Source organism: Psychrobacter sp. MES7-P7E, from assembly GCF_002863645.1.
Lineage (GTDB): Bacteria > Pseudomonadota > Gammaproteobacteria > Pseudomonadales > Moraxellaceae > Psychrobacter.
On sequence record NZ_PJBU01000111.1, the window covers coordinates 81209 to 102591 of the forward strand.

Annotated in this window: 18 protein-coding genes and 1 tRNA gene; 16 read left to right on the forward strand and 3 right to left on the reverse strand. The window is 43.6% G+C overall.

Annotated features, from left to right (window positions below; genetic code table 11):
• From CXF62_RS11060 to CXF62_RS11070, 4 genes are all read left to right on the forward strand, one after another.
• Entirely contained in the window at positions 1-201 is a 201-nt protein-coding gene (locus CXF62_RS11060) for a TraR/DksA family transcriptional regulator (protein ID WP_102094395.1), read from the forward strand.
• The gene (locus tag CXF62_RS11065; protein WP_102094396.1) at positions 201-713 is read left to right on the forward strand and encodes a hypothetical protein; all 513 of its coding nucleotides are present in this window, start codon (positions 201-203) and stop codon (positions 711-713) included. Before CXF62_RS11060 ends, CXF62_RS11065 begins: the two co-directional genes overlap by 1 nt.
• Entirely contained in the window at positions 713-889 is a 177-nt protein-coding gene (locus CXF62_RS14755; RefSeq protein WP_185156649.1) for a hypothetical protein, read from the forward strand. Before CXF62_RS11065 ends, CXF62_RS14755 begins: the two co-directional genes overlap by 1 nt.
• 301 nt (positions 890-1190) lie before the next feature.
• Positions 1191-2327, forward strand: coding sequence for a site-specific integrase (locus tag CXF62_RS11070; protein WP_145990557.1), 1137 nt, complete (start codon positions 1191-1193; stop codon positions 2325-2327).
• Between the two features lie 154 nt (positions 2328-2481).
• Here the strand turns inward: CXF62_RS11070 and CXF62_RS11075 are convergent.
• The 3 genes from CXF62_RS11075 to CXF62_RS11085 all read right to left on the reverse strand — a co-directional run bounded on the left by CXF62_RS11075 (position 2482) and on the right by CXF62_RS11085 (position 6029).
• Positions 2482-2566, reverse strand: a tRNA-Leu gene (locus tag CXF62_RS11075).
• 218 nt (positions 2567-2784) lie between these two features.
• On the reverse strand, positions 2785-4566 hold the full coding sequence (locus tag CXF62_RS11080) for a sigma 54-interacting transcriptional regulator (protein WP_102094398.1): 1782 nt from the start codon (positions 4564-4566) through the stop codon (positions 2785-2787).
• 98 nt (positions 4567-4664) lie between these two features.
• Positions 4665-6029 carry a two-component system sensor histidine kinase NtrB gene (locus tag CXF62_RS11085; RefSeq protein ID WP_102094399.1) on the reverse strand — a complete coding sequence of 455 codons (1365 nt, stop codon included), beginning with the start codon at positions 6027-6029 and terminating at the stop codon, positions 4665-4667.
• A gap of 135 nt (positions 6030-6164) precedes the next feature.
• Between CXF62_RS11085 and rimO the strand changes: the two genes are divergently transcribed.
• The 12 genes from rimO to CXF62_RS11145 all read left to right on the forward strand — a co-directional run bounded on the left by rimO (position 6165) and on the right by CXF62_RS11145 (position 21340).
• Positions 6165-7751, forward strand: a complete 1587-nt coding sequence (gene rimO, locus CXF62_RS11090; RefSeq protein WP_102094400.1) for a 30S ribosomal protein S12 methylthiotransferase RimO — start codon at positions 6165-6167, stop codon at positions 7749-7751.
• A 172-nt stretch (positions 7752-7923) separates the two neighbouring features.
• Positions 7924-8649 (forward strand): UMP kinase, encoded by a 726-nt coding sequence (gene pyrH / locus CXF62_RS11095; protein ID WP_057759121.1) that lies wholly within the window; start codon positions 7924-7926, stop codon positions 8647-8649.
• 112 nt (positions 8650-8761) lie between these two features.
• A complete protein-coding gene (gene frr / locus CXF62_RS11100) occupies positions 8762-9316 on the forward strand; it encodes a ribosome recycling factor (RefSeq protein WP_057759123.1) in 555 nt (184 codons plus the stop codon).
• Between the two features lie 389 nt (positions 9317-9705).
• Positions 9706-10464, forward strand: coding sequence for a polyprenyl diphosphate synthase (gene uppS / locus CXF62_RS11105; protein WP_102094401.1), 759 nt, complete (start codon positions 9706-9708; stop codon positions 10462-10464).
• 189 nt (positions 10465-10653) lie between these two features.
• A complete protein-coding gene (locus CXF62_RS11110) occupies positions 10654-11463 on the forward strand; it encodes a phosphatidate cytidylyltransferase (RefSeq protein WP_102094402.1) in 810 nt (269 codons plus the stop codon).
• A gap of 176 nt (positions 11464-11639) precedes the next feature.
• Entirely contained in the window at positions 11640-12848 is a 1209-nt protein-coding gene (gene ispC, locus CXF62_RS11115; protein WP_102094403.1) for a 1-deoxy-D-xylulose-5-phosphate reductoisomerase, read from the forward strand.
• A gap of 96 nt (positions 12849-12944) precedes the next feature.
• Positions 12945-14321: an RIP metalloprotease RseP gene (gene rseP / locus CXF62_RS11120; protein ID WP_102094404.1), complete on the forward strand. Its 1377-nt coding sequence runs from the start codon at positions 12945-12947 to the stop codon at positions 14319-14321.
• A gap of 262 nt (positions 14322-14583) precedes the next feature.
• Positions 14584-16983, forward strand: a complete 2400-nt coding sequence (gene bamA / locus CXF62_RS11125) for an outer membrane protein assembly factor BamA (protein WP_102094405.1) — start codon at positions 14584-14586, stop codon at positions 16981-16983.
• A 146-nt stretch (positions 16984-17129) separates the two neighbouring features.
• Positions 17130-18146, forward strand: a complete 1017-nt coding sequence (gene lpxD, locus CXF62_RS11130) for a UDP-3-O-(3-hydroxymyristoyl)glucosamine N-acyltransferase (protein WP_102094406.1) — start codon at positions 17130-17132, stop codon at positions 18144-18146.
• Between the two features lie 52 nt (positions 18147-18198).
• Positions 18199-18735 (forward strand): 3-hydroxyacyl-ACP dehydratase FabZ, encoded by a 537-nt coding sequence (gene fabZ / locus CXF62_RS11135; RefSeq protein ID WP_102094407.1) that lies wholly within the window; start codon positions 18199-18201, stop codon positions 18733-18735.
• A 173-nt stretch (positions 18736-18908) separates the two neighbouring features.
• Entirely contained in the window at positions 18909-19688 is a 780-nt protein-coding gene (lpxA, locus tag CXF62_RS11140) for an acyl-ACP--UDP-N-acetylglucosamine O-acyltransferase (RefSeq protein ID WP_057759135.1), read from the forward strand.
• Positions 19689-19987: 299 nt separating this feature from the next.
• Positions 19988-21340: a sodium-dependent transporter gene (locus CXF62_RS11145; RefSeq protein ID WP_102094408.1), complete on the forward strand. Its 1353-nt coding sequence runs from the start codon at positions 19988-19990 to the stop codon at positions 21338-21340.
• Positions 21341-21383 lie beyond the last annotated feature (43 nt).

Sequence of the window (21383 nt, forward strand, 5' to 3'; positions counted from 1 at the left end):
ATGGCTGATGATGCGGATCGCGCAAACGACTATGTTGATTTAACAATGACTCAGTATCTGAGTCGAGCGCCAAAGTTTGATAAGCCGTCATTGGCTGAATGTTTGGAATGTGGAGAGGATATACCTGCTAAACGCCAATCAGTGGGTGGGGTAACGCTCTGTGTAGATTGCCAAAGCGTATTTGAGAAAAGGGGACGGTGATGCTAAGACTGAATAACAGCTCAGTAGTTCGAGAGTCAGTCAATGGCGGTGTTACAGTCCGAATGTCCGCTGTGTTTGATGATGTGACCAAATCAGGAAGTATCAAGTATAAGGACGCACAGCGCTTTGCTATTAAAGACAGCCTGCTAACGCTTAATGGTGTAAAGCATTGCTTATCTGAACCAATCGACTTAAACGCTGATCCTGAAGACTTGATTCAATACTTTGAGGCTCGGTTTGCTAGTGTTCAGCCAGATATGTTTGTAGAGCCGCCAAGGTCAAGAGGTGGTATTCAATTACCCAAATCGGTCAAAGAAGTGCGCTGGGAATATTTAGACATGGCGTGGCGGGCAATCGATAAGAGTGGCGCGGTTGCATACTTCGAGCGTAGACCAGTACTAGATAAAGCGGGTTATTGGGTGTCAACAATGGATGGTATTTTGGCTAAGTATGGCAAATCATTATGTATCGCTGACAACTATCAGTGCAGCGTTGAGAAAAGGGGACGGTGATGAGCACAACAGGTTTGTTTGCTGGGCTTCTGTACTTTGTATTATTGATGGCTAGTATGATTTTATTAAAAATATGGGCAGATGGCGATACTCTTTTAATCTGCTTTGGGGGCGCTACTTGGTTGGTGTCAATAGTTTATTGGAGTTGGTCTTTCAAAAAAAAGGGGTTTGCCTAAATGCTCACTAATAACGAACAACTTCTAGTTATCACTGGCACGGCTATCTTGCTTGGCATGTTGATTGTCGCAGTGATTTGGCTAGTGTCGATTGAATTGAATAAAGGGGAGTGATTAATATGGAAGTTATTGAAATTATCAAATCAAATGTGCCTTTAGACTGGGTAACGCTCCCCCAATTTGCTAAACTTATCGGTCTACCGCACACACGTCTATATATCGCCAAAGATAAATGGCCTGAAGGTGTGGTGTGGCAAAAGATTGATAACAAGTTATATTTTAGCCTGCGGGGGTGGAATCAGTGGCTGGACCAACAAAGTATCCAACGGGCGTCCGAGTACGAGGCGACAGCGTCCAAATTAATATCCCAATCAGTGGGACGCGTAAATACGTCACTATCCCGCAGCCGCCAACGCCGAAAGGCATCAGCGAAGCGGGTAAATTACGAGCTTACTTAAAAGATGCAGCAAAGTGGGGCACGCTGACGCAAGCCGATGTTGACGCAGCGTGCAATGTAAAGACTAATATAATAGATGATAATAGGGCGCTATTTGCAGACTATGCACAAACATATTTAGACAATCTTAGCAGTGACAACACTGGTACCAGACGAAAATATAAAGGCATCCTAACTAAGCATTGGATGCCTTTTTTTGCGGCTGTGCCCATTGCCGATATTGATGCAGCAATGGTGCGCAGTGCGCTGAACTCTATTAGTTTTAATGCACCGCGTACCTATAACGATGCACTTATACCATTGCGCGGGGTGTTTGACCTTGCGTTTTTGGATGGCGAAATAGATGATATGCCGACTAAGCGCATACGTAATAAGAAAGTGCAGCGCGATGATCCTGATCCATTTCTCCCAGCTGAGCGTGCTGCGATATTAGACTGGATGAAATCTAACTGGACTGGCAAAAAAGAAATCTGGTATTTGTACTATAAATGGCAGTTTTGGACAGGATGTCGTCCCAGTGAGACATTGGCCATTGATTGGCACGATGTAGATTGGTCACATAACACGGTAAAAATCAGCAAAACACTGACTGGTGGCAAGGTTAGCCACGCAACTAAGACCTATCACATGCGTAATATCCATATAAATGACGTGGCCAAAGATGTTTTACTCAGATTAAAACAGCTCACAGGCCACCAGACGCGTGTTTTTATCAGTTTACATACTGATGAGGCATGGACGCGCGATCAAAAACTGTCTGAAAAGTTTGCTGATGCGCTGTCTGGTACTGATATGCGAGTACGACCGGCATATAATTGTCGCCATACTTATGCAACAACGATGCTTAATTCAATGATCGAGCCTTCAGCAGCCGCTTATCAAATGGGCCACGATATACAAACATTCAAAACTATCTATGCTAAATGGATAAATACCGAGCGCATGAGCAAAGAGATGATGAAGCTAGATTATAGCGATTGACTTGGTACCCTCATCAGTGAGGGAACCAAACTACTGCGTCAAAACCGTGTCAGAAATTGACGCGGTTTTTATTTATCAAATTTTAGGCAATAAAAAAACCTGCCCGAAGGCAGGTTTAGTATAGGTTTGAGACAATTTATTCACTATCCGAAAATGGTGGGGCTGGAGAGACTCGAACTCTCACACCTTGCGGCGCCAGAACCTAAATCTGGTGCGTCTACCAATTCCGCCACAGCCCCATTTTCGTTACTCTATCATCAAAAGCGGTTAAACTCAAACGCTATCTAGATAGTTAACTGATTCGGTAGTGCGTCTCAGTGGTTGGCTATTATATAGAGTTTTAATTGTTTGGCAACCCCTATTTGCAATTATTTTTAATTATTTATCATTTATTTTCGGTACTAATTTTAAGTGATTGATATTAATAATAATTTATTATCATGTTTTATGCGTTTATTTACTCTTTAGTTGGTACTCTCGGGGCAGAGATATCCAATTGCTGCAATTTGCGTGTCAGAGTATTGCGTCCCCAACCAAGTAAGCTTGCGGCTTCTATCTTTTTGCCGCCACTATGATTGAGTGCTGCTGTTAATAAAACGCGCTCAAACTCAGGGGTTGCTGTTTGTAAAATATCAGTTTCACCCGTGCTTAGCGACTGCTCAGCCCAATCAGCCAATGCTTGTTGCCAACTTTGGTTCTTAGGCAACGGGCTACTTTGATTATTTTGATGACTGTTTAACGCACTACTATTTAATACATCGCCATTTTGTACCAAGTTCTCTTGAGCGTCTTCCTGTGATGAGCAATGCTCTTCATAAAGCACCGTATTAGGTGAGATGTTTTCAAGTAGCTCTGGTGGCAAATCTGTCGCCATCACAGTATCACCAGTAGCCATAACCGTGAGCCACAAGCAGACGTTTTCTAATTGACGCACGTTACCACGCCAGTCAAACGTCTGCATGATTTGCAATGCGGCAGGATGTAGATGCTTTGGAGTGGTATTCATTTGCTCTGCGGCAGACTGCATAAAGTAGAGGGCCAATGCAGGAATGTCTTCAGGGCGTGTACGTAGTGGTGGTAGGGGTAATCGAATGACATTAAGGCGATAAAACAAATCTTCGCGGAATCGGCTTTGTTTTACCAGCTCTTCTAAGTTTTGGTGGGTGGCTGCGATGATACGTACATCGACCTTTATTGGCTGTTGACCACCAACACGATAAAATTCACCATTGGCCAGTACGCGTAACAGCCTTGTCTGAGTGCTAAAAGGCATGTCACCGATTTCATCTAAGAATAGAGTACCGCCGTCTGCCTGCTCAAAACGGCCTTGACGCATCGTTGTTGCACCAGTGAACGCGCCTTTTTCGTGACCGAATAGCTCAGACTCGATCAAGTCATGCGGTATGGCTGCCATATTAAGTGCAATAAACGGTTGCTGCTTACGAGGGGAGTGTTGGTGCAATGCACTGGCTACCAACTCTTTACCCGTTCCAGACTCTCCAGTAATTAAGACGGAAATGGGGGATTGAGCCAGTCTGCCAATGGCACGAAACACCGTTTGCATGGCTGGTGACTGTCCAATGATGCCGCTAGGGTTACCATTATCCTTGGTTACGGCGGCACCTTTGCTCTTATTGTCTTTGGTTGTCTTACTAGCAGGTGCTACTTTAGGTTTTATCAGGTCTTCAGTGAAAGTATCAGACGTTATATTGTTATTGGATTCATCTAAAAGGGAAACAGTCGTTGTTTCTAGATTGGGCTGATAATTGATGGCTTTATAAATCGTCGCAACCGCGTCATCTAAGTCAAAAGGCTTGGGCAGGTATTCAAAAGCCCCTGTCTGATAGCTATTGATAGCAGAGGTCAGGTCTGAGTGTGCTGTCATAATTACGATTGGCATTTTAGGGAAATGCTGATGAACCCAGTCGCTAAAAGATAATCCATCCATCATTGGCATGCGTATATCGGTCAATATGACGTCTGGTAATTGCTCGGCTGACTCTTGCTGTTTTAAAACATCATTAAGGCGAGTCCATGCTGCTTGTGCTTGAGTAAAACTGATAACGGTCAATCCAGCATCTTCAAACGTGTCTGCCAACACCATGCGTAGGGCTGCATCGTCATCGATTAACCACAATGTTGCAGGGTGGTCGCTGGGTGCATTATTCACAGTTACTATTTGTGATTGTGGTGATTGATCATCGCTTTTAGGTTGGAGGTCGTCGCTATATTCAGTCATGTATTGGGCCTAATCAGCAATTATTGATGGTAAGTTGGGGATTGGGAGTTGGCGTTATGAAACTTAGCAGCCTTTAATTCATAAATTCATAATTTGTTTTATGTCTCAGTGATGGGTTGAGTAAATGGTAGATATAGCGTAAATCGGGTTTGCTTATCTTCTTGCTCTTTTGTCGAGCTCACATCAATCATACCATGATGATGACTGATAATATCTTGGACGATGGATAATCCAAGACCTGTACCGGCTGCACGGCTAGTGACCATCGGGAAAAATATCTGACCGATCAATGCTGGATCAATACCTGAGCCATTATCAGTAATAGTAACTTGCATCACTTGCTTGTGCTGCTGTCCGACGATTGTATGCTGAAAAGCAACCCGCGTTTGAATATTCAATGTCGGTTGATAGTCAGAATTGCTCTCAGTTTGCATGGCAGCTTGTGGTGATTCTTGAGACTCTGAGATTTGATTCTGTTGTAGCGTTTGTTCGAACTCAGTCATCGACTCACAAGCATTATTGATAAGGTTTAAAAACACTTGAATCAGCTGATCTTTGTCAGCGCACAACTCTGGCAATGATAAATCATAATCACGCTGTAACACTACCTGTGGATACTGATTGGTCACTAAGGTTAAGACATGCTCTAGAGGCTCATGGATATTAAGCGTTTGCCAGTTTGGTAGTTGATTGGAACCCAGAAGCTGCCCAATAAGATGGGTCAATCGATCAGTTTCTGAAATAATAATGTCCGTATAGTTGCGCAGCTTTTGATTCATTTTTTGCAAATCATGCTGAGTGTCAGTGTTAGTGGTTGTCAAAGCATTATCAGCGCTAGAGGTGTTAGTAGTAGATGCGTCGCTGAATTTAATAAACTGCCGTTGCAACAGCTGGGCTGCCCCGCGAATACCAGCAAGAGGGTTTTTTATTTCGTGTGCGACCGACCGTAGCATATGACGGGCCACTGTATACTGCTGTTGTTGGCGCTGCTCCTCAGAGATACGACTTTGCCGATCTTTACCCCACATCTCGATAATAAAATAAGGCTGCTGTTCATAGATGACAGGCGTGACGCTATAGTCGACTGACAATGATAAATTACCGTTTAGCGGTGTTTTGATAATGTGATCATGGTCGATAAAAGGCTGCTGATAGTTTTGCGCTTGCACAAAGCGCTCGGTCAAAGAGTAAGCTGGCTCGCTTGAAGACTCATTTTCATTTGTATCATTACTATCATTATCTATAGATACCGTATCTTTAGTCTTTAATTCATCAGGTGCTAGCAGTGTCAAGATGGATTGATTGATTAATCTGCCGCTACTAATGGCAAGTAGCTGCTCGGCTTGAGCATTCAACCGCGTGATTGATAGCTCATCGTTGACCCATAAAATAGCGGTGAATAAATGCTGAGATATAAATGCGAGGTCAGGGGTTGTTTTGGCGGTTATAAAATCAGCGTTCATCAGTAGGGCCCAAAAAAGTCAGATGCTTGAGATAATATTTAACCACAAATCAAGACTATAGAGCGGCAAAACTGGTGATTTTTGCAAAAAAAACGTACAATGCGCTCAGCCAATTTATCTCTAGCAAGGTCAGCCATGTCCAAAACTTCTACCGAGTCAGTGAATACGACAGCAACAGCTCCTCTATCTGCCGTAAAAGACACTGCCACTATCTTCAATCCTGCCGCGCCTACCATAGTACAAGCGCAGAGTCAGGCAGATGCCAGTCAAACAGATACTAAACAGCCTTACCATCACAAAGCCAACCACAACCAAAACCGTAGTGTAGCCCAAAGCAGCGATGTTACGACTGCCAACGCCACTGCTACGATGCCAGTTAGTGCAGCGCCAAAGATTGGTTTTGTGTCACTAGGTTGTCCAAAAGCATTGGTGGATAGTGAGCGTATTATCACTGAGCTAAGCCGTGACGGCTATCAAGTAGCCAGTGATTATGACGGTGCTGACTTAGTCGTGGTAAACACTTGCGGCTTTATTGAATCAGCGGTACAAGAGTCCCTTGATGCGATCGGCGAGGCCATTAGCAAAAACGGTAAAGTGATTGTTACTGGTTGCTTAGGTAAAGAAGCAGACAAAATCCGTGAGATGCATCCGGCCGTACTAGCAGTGACGGGCGCGCATGCCTATGACGAAGTAATTACGGCAGTGGCGCAGCATGTGCCTAAGCCAAATCGTAGTCAGGACGCTAACTATGATCCAAAAATAGATTTGATTAATGAAGCGGGTATCAAACTGACCCCAAGCCATTATGCTTATCTAAAAATATCAGAAGGCTGTAATCACCGTTGTACGTTCTGCATTATTCCAAGCTTGCGCGGTGATTTGGTATCGCGCCCGATTGATAATGTGATGAACGAAGCACTGGCACTCAAAAAAGCTGGCGTGAAAGAATTACTTATCATCTCGCAAGATACTTCGGCATATGGCCTTGACCTAAAGTATAAGACCAGTTTTTGGAATGGCATGCCGCTCAAGTCTAAGTTTTATGACTTATGCCAAGCATTGAACGATTTGGGCATTTGGGTACGCCTGCATTATGTCTATCCGTATCCACACGTAGACAAAGTCGTTGAGTTGATGGGTGAGAAGAAACTGCTTCCTTATCTGGACATTCCGTTCCAGCATGCCAGTCATCGTATCCTAAAAGCGATGAAACGTCCTGCGCATAGCGAAAACACCTTGGCCCGTATCAAAGCGTGGCGTGATATCTGTCCTGATATCGTGATTCGTTCAACCTTTGTGGTTGGCTTCCCTGGCGAGACAGAAGAAGATTTTCAGTGCTTGCTTGATTGGCTGGTTGAAGCACGCCTCGATCGCGTGGGCGCATTTACTTATTCAGAAGTAGAAGGCGCAGTTGCTAATGACTTGCCTGATCATGTTCCTGAAGACGTCAAGCAGTCTCGCTATGAGCGTTTAATGGCGCTACAGCAAGATATTTCAGCGCAAAAGCTACAAGAAAAAGTCGGCAAAACCTTAACGGTATTGGTCGATGAAATTGATAGCGATGAAAATATTGCTATCTGCCGTAGTTATGCTGATGCACCTGAAATTGATGGTCATGTCTATGTTGATGACATCAACGCTCAAGTTAAAATAGGGCAGTTCTTAACCGTGACTATCGATGATGCTAGCGAATACGATCTATTCGCCAGTTATCAAGGCTAGATATCCAATAAGATATGCGAGTGAAAATTGCCCAATGGCGGGCAGTTTTTGCTACAATTAGCGCAATTTAGCCTTTTTAATACGCTTAGCTGTAAGTGTGGCGTTGTGGGCAAACTCGATTTGTATTTTACCGATAATTTTCTTTATAATTTCATGATAACAAGGTGACCTCATGTCTGACAAAAACCCGCGTTACGCTCGTATCTTGCTGAAACTCTCCGGTGAAGCCTTAGCTGGTAGTAAAGACATGGGTATTGATACCGAAGTGCTTGATAAAATGAGCTTGTCTATCGCTCACTTGCGTGGACTTGGTGTCCAAGTGGGTATCGTAGTCGGTGGTGGTAATTTATATCGCGGTGCACAGTTACAAAAAGAAGGTCTCGTTGGCCGTGTGACTGGTGATCAGATGGGCATGCTAGCGACCGTTATGAACGGACTGGCAATGCGTGATGCGCTTGAGCGTCGCAATATCAAAACGCGCTTGATGTCAGCGTTACCGATTGGTGAAGTCACCGAAAGCTATAGCAGTCGTAATGCCATTCGTTATCTCAAAAACGGCGAAGTTTGTATCTTTGTGGCAGGCACGGGTAACCCATTCTTTACCACTGACACCGCTGCATGTTTGCGCGGTATCGAAATCGAAGCTGGTTTGATTTTAAAAGCGACTAAGGTCGATGGCGTTTATGACAAAGACCCGAGCCTACATGACGATGCAGTCAAGTATGACGGTCTGACTTTTGACGAAGTACTAGAGCAAAAGCTAGGCGTCATGGATTTAACGGCTATTGCACTGTGCCGTGAGCATAACGTACCGCTGCAAGTGTTTGATATGACTAAACCCAATGCATTATTGAATGTCATCATGGGTGAGAATGAAGGCACACGAGTTTTTCATTAATTGATGCGATACTGGCAACTAACGTCAGTAAATAGCTAATGATTAGCAACAAATAATTAATATCCCAATAGCAAATAAAAAATTTGTCGGTAACGATAAATAAGGATACACAATGATTAAAGAGATTAAGCAAGACGGCGAAGCACGCATGCAAAAAACGTTGGAAGCGCTTGAAAGCACTTTCAGTAAAGTTCGTACTGGCCGTGCGCATCCAGGTATGTTGTCAGGTGTGATGGTCAGCTACTACGGTTCTGATACACCATTGAACCAAGTAGCAAGCGTCAACGTTGAAGACTCACGTACCTTGCTGGTTCAACCATTTGACCGTACGATGGTACAAGCAGTAGATAAGGCCATTCGTGAAGCAGATTTGGGTCTAAACCCAATGTCTGCCGATGTAATTCGTGTGCCGATGCCAGCATTAACAGAAGATACTCGTCGCGATATGCAAAAACTTGCACGTGGTGAAGCTGAGAGCAGCCGAGTTTCTATCCGTAACATTCGCCGTGACATGATGAATGACATCAAAGACTTGGCAAAGGAAAAAGAAATCTCAGAAGATGATGAGCGCCGCGCTAGTGATGATATTCAAAAAATCACTGACAAATATATCGAAACAATCGATGCTCGCTTGAGTAAGAAAGAAAGCGATCTGATGGAAGTTTAATACTGATATATTTGGTGTTGAGAGCAAGAATGAGTTCGTAAGATTATCTGTAATTGAGCAGCCAATACTTTATAGCTATTGGCTGTTTATTATTGTGTAGACTGATATAGTCAATCCTTTCTAAAAGAGTAACAGCGTTAACTTCGCTTGAAGTATCACAGTTACATCTGCACTCGGTTGTGCTGTCTCTTTTTTAAACTGAATTAACTATATAAAGCCATATCTAAGGCAAGCCAAAGATGTGGTTGATTGAACTGGATCCATCGTATTCTGAGCACTAAAAACTAACAATGTAATTGTGATAAGTTAGTGAATTATATAAATGGCGCTTTTTAATCGCTGTTGCACACGTTATTATTATTTTACCTCAACAATAAGCAAGTTCGCCTATGTCCATTTCAGCCGTTTTGGCGCCCGCTATTCTTCCTCGTCATATCGCCATCATTATGGATGGTAATAATCGCTATGGTAAGGCCAATGATTTGCGCCACGGTCAAGGGCATGTGGCTGGCAAAGACGCGCTCGATCCTATCGTTGAGTATTGTGTCAATACAGGCATTGAAGTGCTGACCGTATTTGCGTTTTCTAGCGAAAATTGGCAGAGACCACCTAGTGAAGTGGCACTGTTGATGCAGCTGCTTACATCGACGATTCATGAGCAAATGCCGCGCATGAATGAGTATCGTATTCGCTTGCGTTTCATCGGTGACCGTAGTCAACTTAGTGAGTCATTACAAACGCTAATGGCTGATGCAGAAGAAAAAACGGCGAAGTTTGACGCAATGACGCTAGTGATTGCGATTAGTTACGGTGGGCAGTGGGATATTGCAAATGCAGCAAAACAGCTGGCTCAACAAGTTCAAGCTGGCGAATTAAAAGCTGAAGATGTCAGCGAAGAGTTGTTAGGTAATTACGTACAGTTAGCCGATACGCCAGCAGTAGATATGCTAGTGCGTACGGGCGGCGAGTATCGTATTTCTAATTTCTTATTGTGGCAATCTGCTTATGCTGAGCTATTTTTTACTCCCACATTATGGCCAAATTTTACAGCAGAAGAGCTGGCTTTGATGATCGCAGAGTTTGCAAAACGTCAACGCCGCTTTGGCAAAACCAGCGAGCAGGTAGTAATAGAGCAGCAAGGGCACTGAGCAATGAGTTGATAGGTAAGTTCAGTCGGTTCAGTTCAGTTAGTATTGTATAACTGGTCAATAGGGTTGGTTTATGCAATGATAAATGGCTTGAATTAGTATTGAATGCTATCACTAGGCCATCGTTAGTTAGCTGCTATAATGCATTTTTTGAACATCTGTTCTTCATTATTATAAGGCTCGATAAGTATGTGGCAACGAATTAAAACGGCAATTGTTCTCGTTATTATCGTTGGTATTGCAATGTTTGCGAGCCAAACACCTATTTTATTTGCACCACTGTTGGCCATTGGGGTCATTATCGCCGCTCATGAGTGGGCTAAATTGATGCCTAAGTGGCGCCAACCTGCGGTATTTGTTCTATTGATTTTAGCGCTCACTATATTCTCACTGATGTTCAAGGTGACTTGGCTGTTTTGGTGGGTGGCGTCACTCGTTATATGGCTAATGGCGCTGTCTTGGGTTCGAGTCTTCCCAACACAAACAAGATGGTACGGCAACCAATTGGCAATGATGGGCGCGGTTATTTTGACGGCATCTATTACGGCAATGTTCTATCTCTGGCAACTGTCGGCATGGTGGCTGCTGTATGTGTTCTTATTAGTATGGTGTGCAGATAGCGGTGCGTATTTCGTTGGACGCAAGCTTGGTCGCCGAAAAATGGCACCCAATGTTTCGCCCAATAAGAGCATGGAAGGGTTGGCTGGTGGCCTCCTCACAGGGCTGTTAGTTGTGATAGCTATCAGCGTCTTTAAATTACAGCTGACGGGTGTACCGTTGATCGCATTTGTAGCGTTATCGGCCATCACTATTCTTGCCTCTGTACTTGGAGACTTGTTTGAGTCGATGCTCAAGCGCCGTGCTGATGTAAAAGATTCAGGCACTATCTTGCCAGGTCACGGTGGTATCCTTGATCGTATTGATTCGCTTCTGTCTGCAACACCGATATTTGCCCTTGGTTTTTGGGCGATACAGCAGCTTGGTTTGATAGTGGTATAAGGTTTTATAGCAGCACTGTTCTATTTAAACCTACTCTGTCGTTTATTCTCAGTAATATTGATATAAGTCAGCCGAGCGCGAGTAATACATTAGTATGGCAAGCGTGGCTACTAGCATGACAATATAGTTAACAGACGATATTCTATTTTTATTATTTTTAAGTATCATGGGCATTGATGGTTATGACGCAACGCATCGCCGTACTAGGCGCGACAGGCTCGATTGGCGATAGCACCTTAGCAATATTGGCGGCGCAACCGCACACTTATGAAGTCTATGCTTTATCAGGCTATCATCGCTTAGATAAACTATTTGCACTTTGTCAGCAATTTCTGCCGAAGCGAGTCAGTGTGCCGACGTCAGCCGTAGATGATTTTGCTCACAGGCTTAAAACAGCAGGAATTGCTAGTGAGGTCGTAGGGGGCGAGGCAGGATTGGTAGATATTGCCACTGACTCACAGACTGATACGGTGGTAGCAGCGATTGTAGGGGCGGCAGGGTTGCCGTCTACATTGGCAGCAGCACGTGCAGGCAAACGTATCTTATTGGCCAATAAAGAAGCCTTAGTCATGGCAGGTAAGGTCATGATTGATGCGGTCAAGACGTACAACGCTACTTTGCTGCCGCTGGACTCTGAACACAATGCTATTTTTCAATGCTTGCCACTTGCTATTCAGCAAGACAATACGCAAATTCATCAGCCAAATCATGGTGTCCGTAAACTGTGGTTAACAGCCTCTGGTGGGCCATTTTTGCAGCAGTCGTTTGAGCAGATGCAGCAGGCAAGCGTCGCAGAAGCGGTCAAACACCCTAACTGGTCAATGGGTCAAAAGATATCTGTCGATTCGGCGACGATGATGAACAAGGGGCTTGAGCTGATAGAAGCCTGTCACTTATTTGATTTGCCTGAAGATAAGATAAATGTGGTCATTCATCCACAAAGTATCATTCACTCAATGGTAGAATATAGCGATGGCAGCTTTTTAGCGCAGCTGGGCAGTCCAGACATGAAAACCCCCATTGCGCACGCGCTGAGCTATCCTGATCGAATTGATAGTGGCTCGCAGCCGTTAGACTTATTTGCACTTAGTGGTTTGGAGTTTATTGAGCCAGATCTACAAAAATTTGCCTGTTTGCGTTTGGCTCGCCAAGCTATGCAAGCAGGGACGCAAGCCACAATTGTGCTCAATGCGGCAAACGAAATTGCAGTAGCAGCGTTCCTCGATGGCAAAATACGTTTGACTGATATTGCTGATATTAACGAACAAGCCTTAAATGACATACAGCTGCCACCATTGAACGAAACCGCTGACATAGAAGATATATTGGCAATCGATAAGATTGCACGCCACTTGACTGATAAGTTGGTAGCAAAGCTGACATAATCGTAGCAAGCGTCTCTTAGCTGATACGTGACATTGATAAACGATATTAGCGAAGATGTTGATGAAAATGCTGAGAGACAATACTGAGAAAAAATCATGACGTTTTTACTAACACTTCTTGCCGCCATATTTGTTTTAGGCCCGCTTATTGCCTTACACGAGTGGGGACATTATATTGTGGCGCGGCTTTGCGGTGTCAAAGTACTAACGTACTCTATCGGTTTTGGCCCTAAAGTTTTTGGTTGGACCAGCAAAAAGAGCGGTATCGATTATCGTATCTCAGCATTGCCACTCGGCGGTTATGTAAAAATGCTGGATGAGCGTGAAGGTAATGTCGCAAAAGATGAGCAGCATCTTGCATTTAATCGGCAGCATCCGCTCAAGAAAATTGCTATCGTTGCAGCTGGCCCTATCATGAATTTTGTCATCGCTATCGCGCTATTTTGGGTACTATTTATGACCCCATCTGAGCAGTTGGCGACTAAGATTGGACAGGTACTACCAGATACGCCTGCTGCAATGGCACAGTTACCAGTCGGTGATAAGATTGTTGCGATTGATGGCCACGATGTGCAGACATGGGAAAATATTAACTATCGTCTTGCAGGACGTATGGGTGAGACGGATAATGTCAGCATTACCTTGCTGTCAGACGCCCAAACCAATCAGTCGACTAAAACATATCAAGCCCCCGTCACACAGTTTATGCAAGGTGAGGCTCAAGGCAAAGACGCATTGACTAGCTTTGGTATGTTGCCATGGCAGCCGCAGATTGCGCCGATTGTAGGCGGTTTGGCTCCCGATGGTGCCGCTAGCCGCCAAGGTCTAAAGGTTGGTGACCGCATTACTGCTATTAATAATGAGTCAATCGAAGATTGGATTACTGCGACGCGTATCATTCGTGATAATCCTGAAACGCTGTTGAACTTTACAGTGTTGCGTGATGACAAGCCTGTACAGTTGCAGATTATGCCCCAAGGTAAAAAAGACAACTTGGGTAATGATTACGGACAGATTGGTGCAATGGTGGATCAGACTGAGATTATTATCCCTGACGATTACAAGACCACTGTGGTCTACGGTCCTAGTGAGTCGTTAGTTAAGTCGTTTGAAAAGACTGAGCAGCTAGCAGTAATGACCGTAAGCTCAATGGGAAAAATGCTGTCAGGTATGATTGGTTTAGACAATCTATCAGGGCCAATTACCATTGCCAAAGTCGCCAAACAAAGCTTTGATATCAGTTGGCAGATGGTATTATCGACAGCGGCGCTTATTAGCTTAAGTCTTGCCGTCTTAAACCTTTTGCCGATTCCAGTATTAGATGGTGGTCATATTGTCTATCATTTTATTGAGCTGATTCGCGGTAAGCCACTGTCTGAAGGTGTGCAAATGGTCGGTCTAAATATCGGTTTACTCTTGCTAGCAGGTTTCATGGTGTTAGCAATTGGTAATGACATCAGCCGGCTCTTTTAGTCAGCTGATGAGCAATATGGCTGATAAAGCACGATATACTAATGGTTTTACGCCTATTATAGGCTGATTATTGTTATGATAGGCATGCTACTCTGTGTCGCAGCCTCTGTACTAATCGTAATTTTTAGTTTATTTTGTGATGCAATTTATATAAAGTGTTCTGAGTTACCCTTGCATGGGTTTATAACCTTATGCGCACGGGTTAGACAATACGTGCCTTTTAACTTAACTTAAGCAATTTTTTTATTGACGGATAGTGTTTATGCGTACGCCTTTAATTATGAGCGCGGCTGGGTTGCCGTTAGTTGTAGCGATGATGAGTATGCCAGTACAGGCTGCAGAATTTGTAGTAACTGACATCGGTTTTAATGGCTTACAACGCCTAACCCCTGATAGCCTCTATCCGGTCTTACCTGTTACGGTAGGCGATACGGTGAATGATAGTAGCTTAGCTGCCAGTATTAAGGCGCTATATGCAACTGAAAACTTCGCTGATATTCAAAGTCGTGTCGAAGGTGGCAAGCTGCGCTTTGATGTCGTCGAGCGTCCTATCATCGCTGAAGTCAACTTTGAAGGCAATAAACTTATCCCAAAAGAAGGGCTTGAGCAAGGGCTTGGTAACGCTGGTTTGTCTGTGGGTGATGTGCTAAAGCAAGCGACCTTGCAAGGTGTTGCCAACGAGCTACAACAGCAATATATTAGTCAAGGTTATTACAATAGCAATATCGAAGTCGATCAGACATTATTAGATGGTAACCGCGTGAAACTTGACGTGCGCTTTGTAGAAGGCAAGCCTGCTAAAGTTGTCGATATCAATATCATTGGTAACAAGCACTTTAGTGATGAAGAGATTAAAGACGTTTTCGCGGTAAAAGAATCTTCATGGACGCGTCTATTATCTAAGTCAGATCGCTACGCCAAAGAAAAACTAGGCGCAAGTTTAGAGAACCTAAAAGCGCTGTACCAGAACGATGGTTATGTGCGCTTTAACGTTGACAACGCCATACTCAATATTAGTGAAGATAAAAAAAGCGTCTTTATTGAAATCAGCTTAACCGAAGGCGACCAATACCAGTTTGGGGATATTAGCTTTTTGGGCGATCCCAAATTCGATGTCAATGATCTAAGCGAGCTTGTGACCTTTAATGCTGATGAGCAGTACTCGCAAGCTAAGCTTGATGCAACAACTGCTGCGCTCAAAAACCGTTATGGCAATGAAGGCTATTATCTAGCACAAATTCGCCCAGTACCGCGTATTAATGACGACACCAAAATCGTCGATGTTGACTATTATATCGATCCGGTAAGACCTATCTATGTACGCCGTATCAACTTTAACGGCAATATAAAAACCCAAGACGAAGTACTGCGCCGAGAGATGCGTCAGTTAGAAGGTTCGCTGGCCTCTAACGAAAAAATCCAGCTATCGCGCACGCGTTTATTGCGCACCGGTTTTTTTAAAACCGTTAACGTTGATGTTAAATCGGTGCCCAATCAGCCAGACCAAGTCGATGTGAACTATACCGTTGAAGAACAACCCTCAGGTAGCTCAACGATTGCCGCTGGTTACTCTCAAAGTGGCGGGGTAACTTTCCAATTGGATCTGACTCAAAATAACTTCATGGGTACCGGTAACCGTGTAAAGGCTGCGCTTTCTCGTTCAGAAACACGCGACTCTTATAGCCTAGGTTATACCGATCCGTACTTTACAGAAAACGGTGTCTCTCAAGGCATCAGCGGTTATTATCGCAAAACCAAATATGATGACGACAACGTTAGTAACTATGTGACCGATTCATATGGTGCGACGCTGAATTATAGTTATCCTATTGATGAAACCAAACGTCTGAGTGCGGGTCTGAATGTGGACAACACAAAGGTTCGTGGTGGTCGTTATCTGGGTATATCTAATGTTCAAGAAATTCTAGACGAGGGCGGTACGAAAACGCCTGAAGTTGATACTGATGGTGTTGCCACTTTCAAGAATGACTATCAGACTTACAATCTATTGTTTGGTTGGGACTACAGCACTTTAGACCGTCCAGTATTTCCTACCAAAGGGATGAGCCATGCGGTTGATGCAACCATCGGTCTTGGCGATGCCAACTACCAAAAGCTAACTTATAGCGGCAATATATATTACCCTATTTATAAAGATGTGATCGCACGTGGTTATACCAAGCTTGGCTATGGTAATGATTTGCCATTCTATGAAAACTTCTATGCTGGTGGTTATGGTTCGGTTCGTGGTTATAAATCATCTACTCTGGGACCTAAATCACAAGTCTATTATGATGCGGTCAATGATCCAGACAACCAAACCTTTACCGCAGAAGAGGTTGGTGGTAATGCACTAGCAACGTTTGGTGCTGAACTAATTTTACCAATGCCGTTTAAAGGTGATTGGGCAGATCAAGTACGCCCAGTATTGTTTGCTGAAGGTGGTCAGGTCTTTGACACGTCTGATAAAGAAGATCGTACTTTTAATGATTCAGATGTTCCATTACTGACCCAAGATAATGACTTCCGCTACAGTGCGGGTGCTGGTATCACTTGGTATACGCCTATCGGACCTATTTCGATCAGTTATGCGGTACCTATTGGCGACAAAGAAGACGACAAGACCGAAAAAGTCCAGTTCCAAATTGGTAATACATTCTAAATTAATGACATCATTCTCATCTATTTGAGCAGTTTTAGAGATTGTCTCAAATAGACGGAAATATCATTAGAGCTTAGTAGGTCGTCAAAACGCATTGTTATTTTGGCGACCGTTTCATTTATAACCATATTTTATTAATAGTCATTATGATAACGATTGAGCAACTCATTACTCGAATTGAGCAGCGGCAGCCTATTATTAATAAGGCCGAGATTGATACTGAGCAATTGTGTCAACCATTCAGTAGCGTCGGTAGTTTGACGACAGCCAGTCAGCAGCAGTTAAGCTTTTTGGCAGATCCTCACTATATCTCTAGCTTGGCTAGCAGTGACGCAGGCGCGGTGTTGGTAACGGAAGCATATCGTGACCAAGTGCCTACCTCAGCGATAGCGCTAGTCGTCTCAAATCCATATTTGGCTTATGCCAGTGCCAGTCAGCTGTTTGCACGTCATTCTTTATCTAATGGGATTCATCCTAGTGCTGTGATTGCAGACAGTGCTGTTATTGGCGAGCAAGTCAATATCGGCCCTTTTTGTGTGATTAGTGACAATGTGCAAATAGGAGCGCGTAGCTCACTCGATGCTCATGTCGTGGTTGAGGCCAATACTAGTATCGGTACCGATTGTGTCATTAAGTCGCAAGTCGTTGTTGGGCCTGAGTGTGTTATTGGCAATCACGTAAGATTGCATGCAGGGGTCAGTATCGGATCTGAAGGGTTCGGGTTCGCTCCTACTAAAGATCCTAGTAACACAGGTTGGGAGCGCATTGCCCAGTTAGGCCGTGTCATTATTGGTGATCATGTGCGAGTTGGTAGCCAGACGTGTATCGATCGTGGCGCTATTGATGATACTGTTATTGGTAATCACGTGATTATTGATAATTTGGTACAAGTTGCCCATAACGTCCGTATCGGTGACGGCACTGCTATTGCTGCTCAAACCGGTATTGCGGGTAGTACTACGATAGGTAAGCGCTGTATAATAGGCGGCGCTGTCGGTATCACAGGGCATATCGAGATTACAGACGATGTTGTTTTATCTGGCATGACCATGGTAACCAAATCCATTAAAACCGCTGGCTCATATTCATCTGGTACGGCTGCAATGCCAACTGCTAATTGGCGACGTGCTGCTGTACGTTTTCGTCAGCTAGGCAATAACTAATGCAAACACAAACGAATAATAGATATTCAAAACACAGCAAGGAAGCGTCATTATGAGCAATAACAATATAGATGTCCCAACTGATGAAGACGTTAAAAGCTTAGCTGAGCAAGGTCTTACGCTACCATTGACGTATAATACGATTAAGCATTACTTACCGCATCGTTATCCTTTTATGCTGGTAGATCGTATTGTAGCTTGTACGCCAGGCGAGTGTATTACTGGTATCAAAAACGTGACTATTAATGAAGAGTTTTTTAACGGTCACTTTCCTGATGAGCCGATTATGCCAGGGGTATTGATGGTGGAGTCAATGGCACAGGTGTCAGGTATGCTTGGTTTTATTAGTGCAGGGCTAACGGCAGAAGACGGTTACCTCTATCTGTTTGCAGGTGTGGATAAAGTCCGTTTTAAACGCCGTGTGATTCCTGGTGATCAGCTTATCATTCGTGCAAAGACCGTGATGCAAAGACACGGTATCTATAAATTTGATTGTACTGTTCATGTCGAAGATGAACTGGCTGCTAGTGCTCAAATCATGATTGCACGTCAAGAGCAGCAAAAACCTGCTAACACGAAGGGTGCTTAAGTTTTCAATAAGCCATACTGTACAAAGAGCGATATTGAAATCGCTCACTATCACTCCAATAAACAGCTATATGTAAACTCAACAACATAACTGGTATTAGCTTCGTTAGTAACACTGAAATAGCGATACTTTTTTATTATTTACTCGCATCAAATGATACAAGGGCCCATCTTATGAGTCAGATTCATCCTACAGCACTCATCTCACCGTCCGCGCAGATTGACGAGACTGCTATCATCGGACCCTATTGTATCGTTGGTGATGAAGTATCAATTGGTGCGCATACGGTTTTGCATAGACATGTCGTTGTGACTAAACTGACTCGTATTGGTCAACACAATGAGTTTTATCAGTTTGCGAGTATCGGTGAAGATCCTCAAGATTTGAAATATGCAGGTGAGCGTACTTGGCTTGAAATCGGCGATCACAATACGATTCGTGAAGCCTGTAGTTTACACCGTGGTACAGCGCAAGACGGCGAGCTGACTAAAATCGGCAGTCATAATCTACTGATGGTAAACACCCATGTCGCACATGATTGTGTCATTGGCGATCATAACGTACTGGCTAACAATGTCGGTGTAGCGGGGCATGTGACTATCGGCGATCATACCATTATTGGTGGTAACTCAGGCATACATCAGTTTTGTACAGTAGATGACTATAGCTTGATTGGCGGAGCAAGCCTTATTTTAAAAGATGTGGCTGCATTTACGATGGTGTCTGGCAATCCGGCAAAGGCCCATGGACTCAATATCGAAGGTATGCGCCGTAAAGGTTGGTCAAAAGAAACGATTAATGTATTACGTCAAGCGTACCGTACGATTTTCAGATCAGGTTTGACCACTGCGCAAGCGTTGGAAGTCTTACATAGTGAGCTATTGGCTAAAGAGCCAAAAATTCAGCTACTTATTGATTCATTACAAAATAGCAGCCGCGGTGTTGTGCGCTAAAAAAACAACTCGATTAATGATGAGTTTGATACTTTTAATCAGCTAAATTCTTATGGAATGAAGGCGAATTAGATGAAAGCCATAACTATTTGTTATGGCTTTTTATATTTATGAGCACTTGACTTTTTTGGTCGCTTAGCAGAAACTGAGCGTTTACGATATTGTAATCAATTCTTTCTTAATGTTGCTGGGCGTTTCACATCGAAGCGTTTACTAAATAGTCCAACGGTAAAGCCGACTATTTATGTTGATCAAGGAAGATTATCAGTAACGTTAATTGAAGCACGAGGACGGAAAAAATGGCTATCAATAAACAAGAACATGCCCAATGGAGCTCAAGCTTTGGCTTCGTATTGGCAGCAGTAGGCTCAGCAGTTGGTTTAGGAAACATATGGAAATTTCCATACATGGTTGGCGAAAGCGGTGGTTCAGCTTTCGTTATTGCCTATTTGTTCTGTATCGCGCTGGTCGGTTTTCCGATATTAGTTGCTGAATGGTTAATTGGTCGACGTGGTCAAAAAAACCCAGTCAATACTTTTTCAGACGTAGCAGCGACTGAAGGTAAGTCGCGTAGTTGGGGCATCGTTGGTGCTACTGGTATCTTAGGTGGTTTCTTAATTCTATCGTTCTATAGTGTGATCGGTGGTTGGGCGCTTAACTATATTACTAAAGTTGCAACAGGTAGCTTTGCTGGTCAAGACAGTGATTCTGTTGCTGCAACCTTTGATGCTATGCTTGCATCAGCTGGTACATTGACGATCTGGCATACGGTATTTATGATTTTAACCGCTGTCATCGTTGGTATTGGTGTGACAAGTGGTATCGAAAAAACAGCTAAGATTTTAATGCCATTATTGGGTGTGATTCTGTTCGTTATCGTTGGTTACAACGTGATGAACGGTGGATTCGGTGAAGCAGTTGCTTACCTATTTACGCCAGATCTTAGCAAACTAACGGCTGATGTTATGCTTGCAGCATTAGGCCATGCATTCTTCACCTTATCAATTGGTATGGGTATCATGGTCGCTTATGGTTCGTATTTGGGCCGTGAAGTGAACTTGCTAAAAACAGCACGTACCGTTGTTATTTTGGATACGGTTATTGCGTTGGCTGCTGGTCTTGCCATCTTCCCAATTATCTTCAGCAATGGTCTAGATCCTGCATCAGGTCCTGGTCTTATCTTTGTAAGTTTACCAATTGCTTTCGGTAGCATGGGTGCGGGTACTATCATTGGTGCATTGTTCTTCTTGCTTATTACCTTTGCCGCTATCACCTCATCTATCTCGTTGCTTGAGCCAACCGTTGAGTTGTTAGAAGAGCGTACGTCGATGAGTCGTACTGTATCTACTATCGTGGCAAGTACAGTAATCTGGTTGTTAGGTATTGCAGCATTGCTATCGTTCAACCTATGGTCTGACTTCACTATCATGGGTAATGGTATCTTTGATGCATTAGATAAGCTTACTAGTAAGTTCCTATTGCCTCTAACAGGTCTGGCTGCAATCGTATTTGTTGGTTGGAAAATGGATCAACGTAACATTCAGCAAGAGCTTGGTTTATCTAATGGTACATGGCAGCTTTGGCAAATCGTTGCGAAATTCATCGCACCAATCGCTGTTATTGTAGTATTTGTGACGTCATTGATGGGATAGTAGTCAAGATTGACACTATATTAATCATTAGTTGATAATCATT

Bases quoted from the DNA above. Each gene is read 5' to 3' on its own strand.
- CXF62_RS11110 (WP_102094402.1), top strand. From the start codon at position 10,654: ATGTGGCAACGAATTAAAACGGCAATTGTTCTCGTTATTATCGTTGGT.
- pyrH (WP_057759121.1), top strand. From the start codon at position 7,924: ATGTCTGACAAAAACCCGCGTTACGCTCGTATCTTGCTGAAACTCTCC.
- bamA (WP_102094405.1), top strand. From the start codon at position 14,584: ATGCGTACGCCTTTAATTATGAGCGCGGCTGGGTTGCCGTTAGTTGTA.
- lpxD (WP_102094406.1), top strand. From the start codon at position 17,130: ATGATAACGATTGAGCAACTCATTACTCGAATTGAGCAGCGGCAGCCT.
- CXF62_RS14755 (WP_185156649.1), top strand. From the start codon at position 713: ATGAGCACAACAGGTTTGTTTGCTGGGCTTCTGTACTTTGTATTATTG.
- CXF62_RS11080 (WP_102094398.1), bottom strand. From the start codon at position 4,566: ATGACTGAATATAGCGACGACCTCCAACCTAAAAGCGATGATCAATCA.
- rimO (WP_102094400.1), top strand. From the start codon at position 6,165: ATGTCCAAAACTTCTACCGAGTCAGTGAATACGACAGCAACAGCTCCT.
- CXF62_RS11145 (WP_102094408.1), top strand. From the start codon at position 19,988: ATGGCTATCAATAAACAAGAACATGCCCAATGGAGCTCAAGCTTTGGC.
- CXF62_RS11085 (WP_102094399.1), bottom strand. From the start codon at position 6,029: ATGAACGCTGATTTTATAACCGCCAAAACAACCCCTGACCTCGCATTT.
- lpxA (WP_057759135.1), top strand. From the start codon at position 18,909: ATGAGTCAGATTCATCCTACAGCACTCATCTCACCGTCCGCGCAGATT.
- CXF62_RS11060 (WP_102094395.1), top strand. From the start codon at position 1: ATGGCTGATGATGCGGATCGCGCAAACGACTATGTTGATTTAACAATG.
- CXF62_RS11065 (WP_102094396.1), top strand. From the start codon at position 201: ATGCTAAGACTGAATAACAGCTCAGTAGTTCGAGAGTCAGTCAATGGC.
- ispC (WP_102094403.1), top strand. From the start codon at position 11,640: ATGGTTATGACGCAACGCATCGCCGTACTAGGCGCGACAGGCTCGATT.
- rseP (WP_102094404.1), top strand. From the start codon at position 12,945: ATGACGTTTTTACTAACACTTCTTGCCGCCATATTTGTTTTAGGCCCG.
- uppS (WP_102094401.1), top strand. From the start codon at position 9,706: ATGTCCATTTCAGCCGTTTTGGCGCCCGCTATTCTTCCTCGTCATATC.
- fabZ (WP_102094407.1), top strand. From the start codon at position 18,199: ATGAGCAATAACAATATAGATGTCCCAACTGATGAAGACGTTAAAAGC.
- frr (WP_057759123.1), top strand. From the start codon at position 8,762: ATGATTAAAGAGATTAAGCAAGACGGCGAAGCACGCATGCAAAAAACG.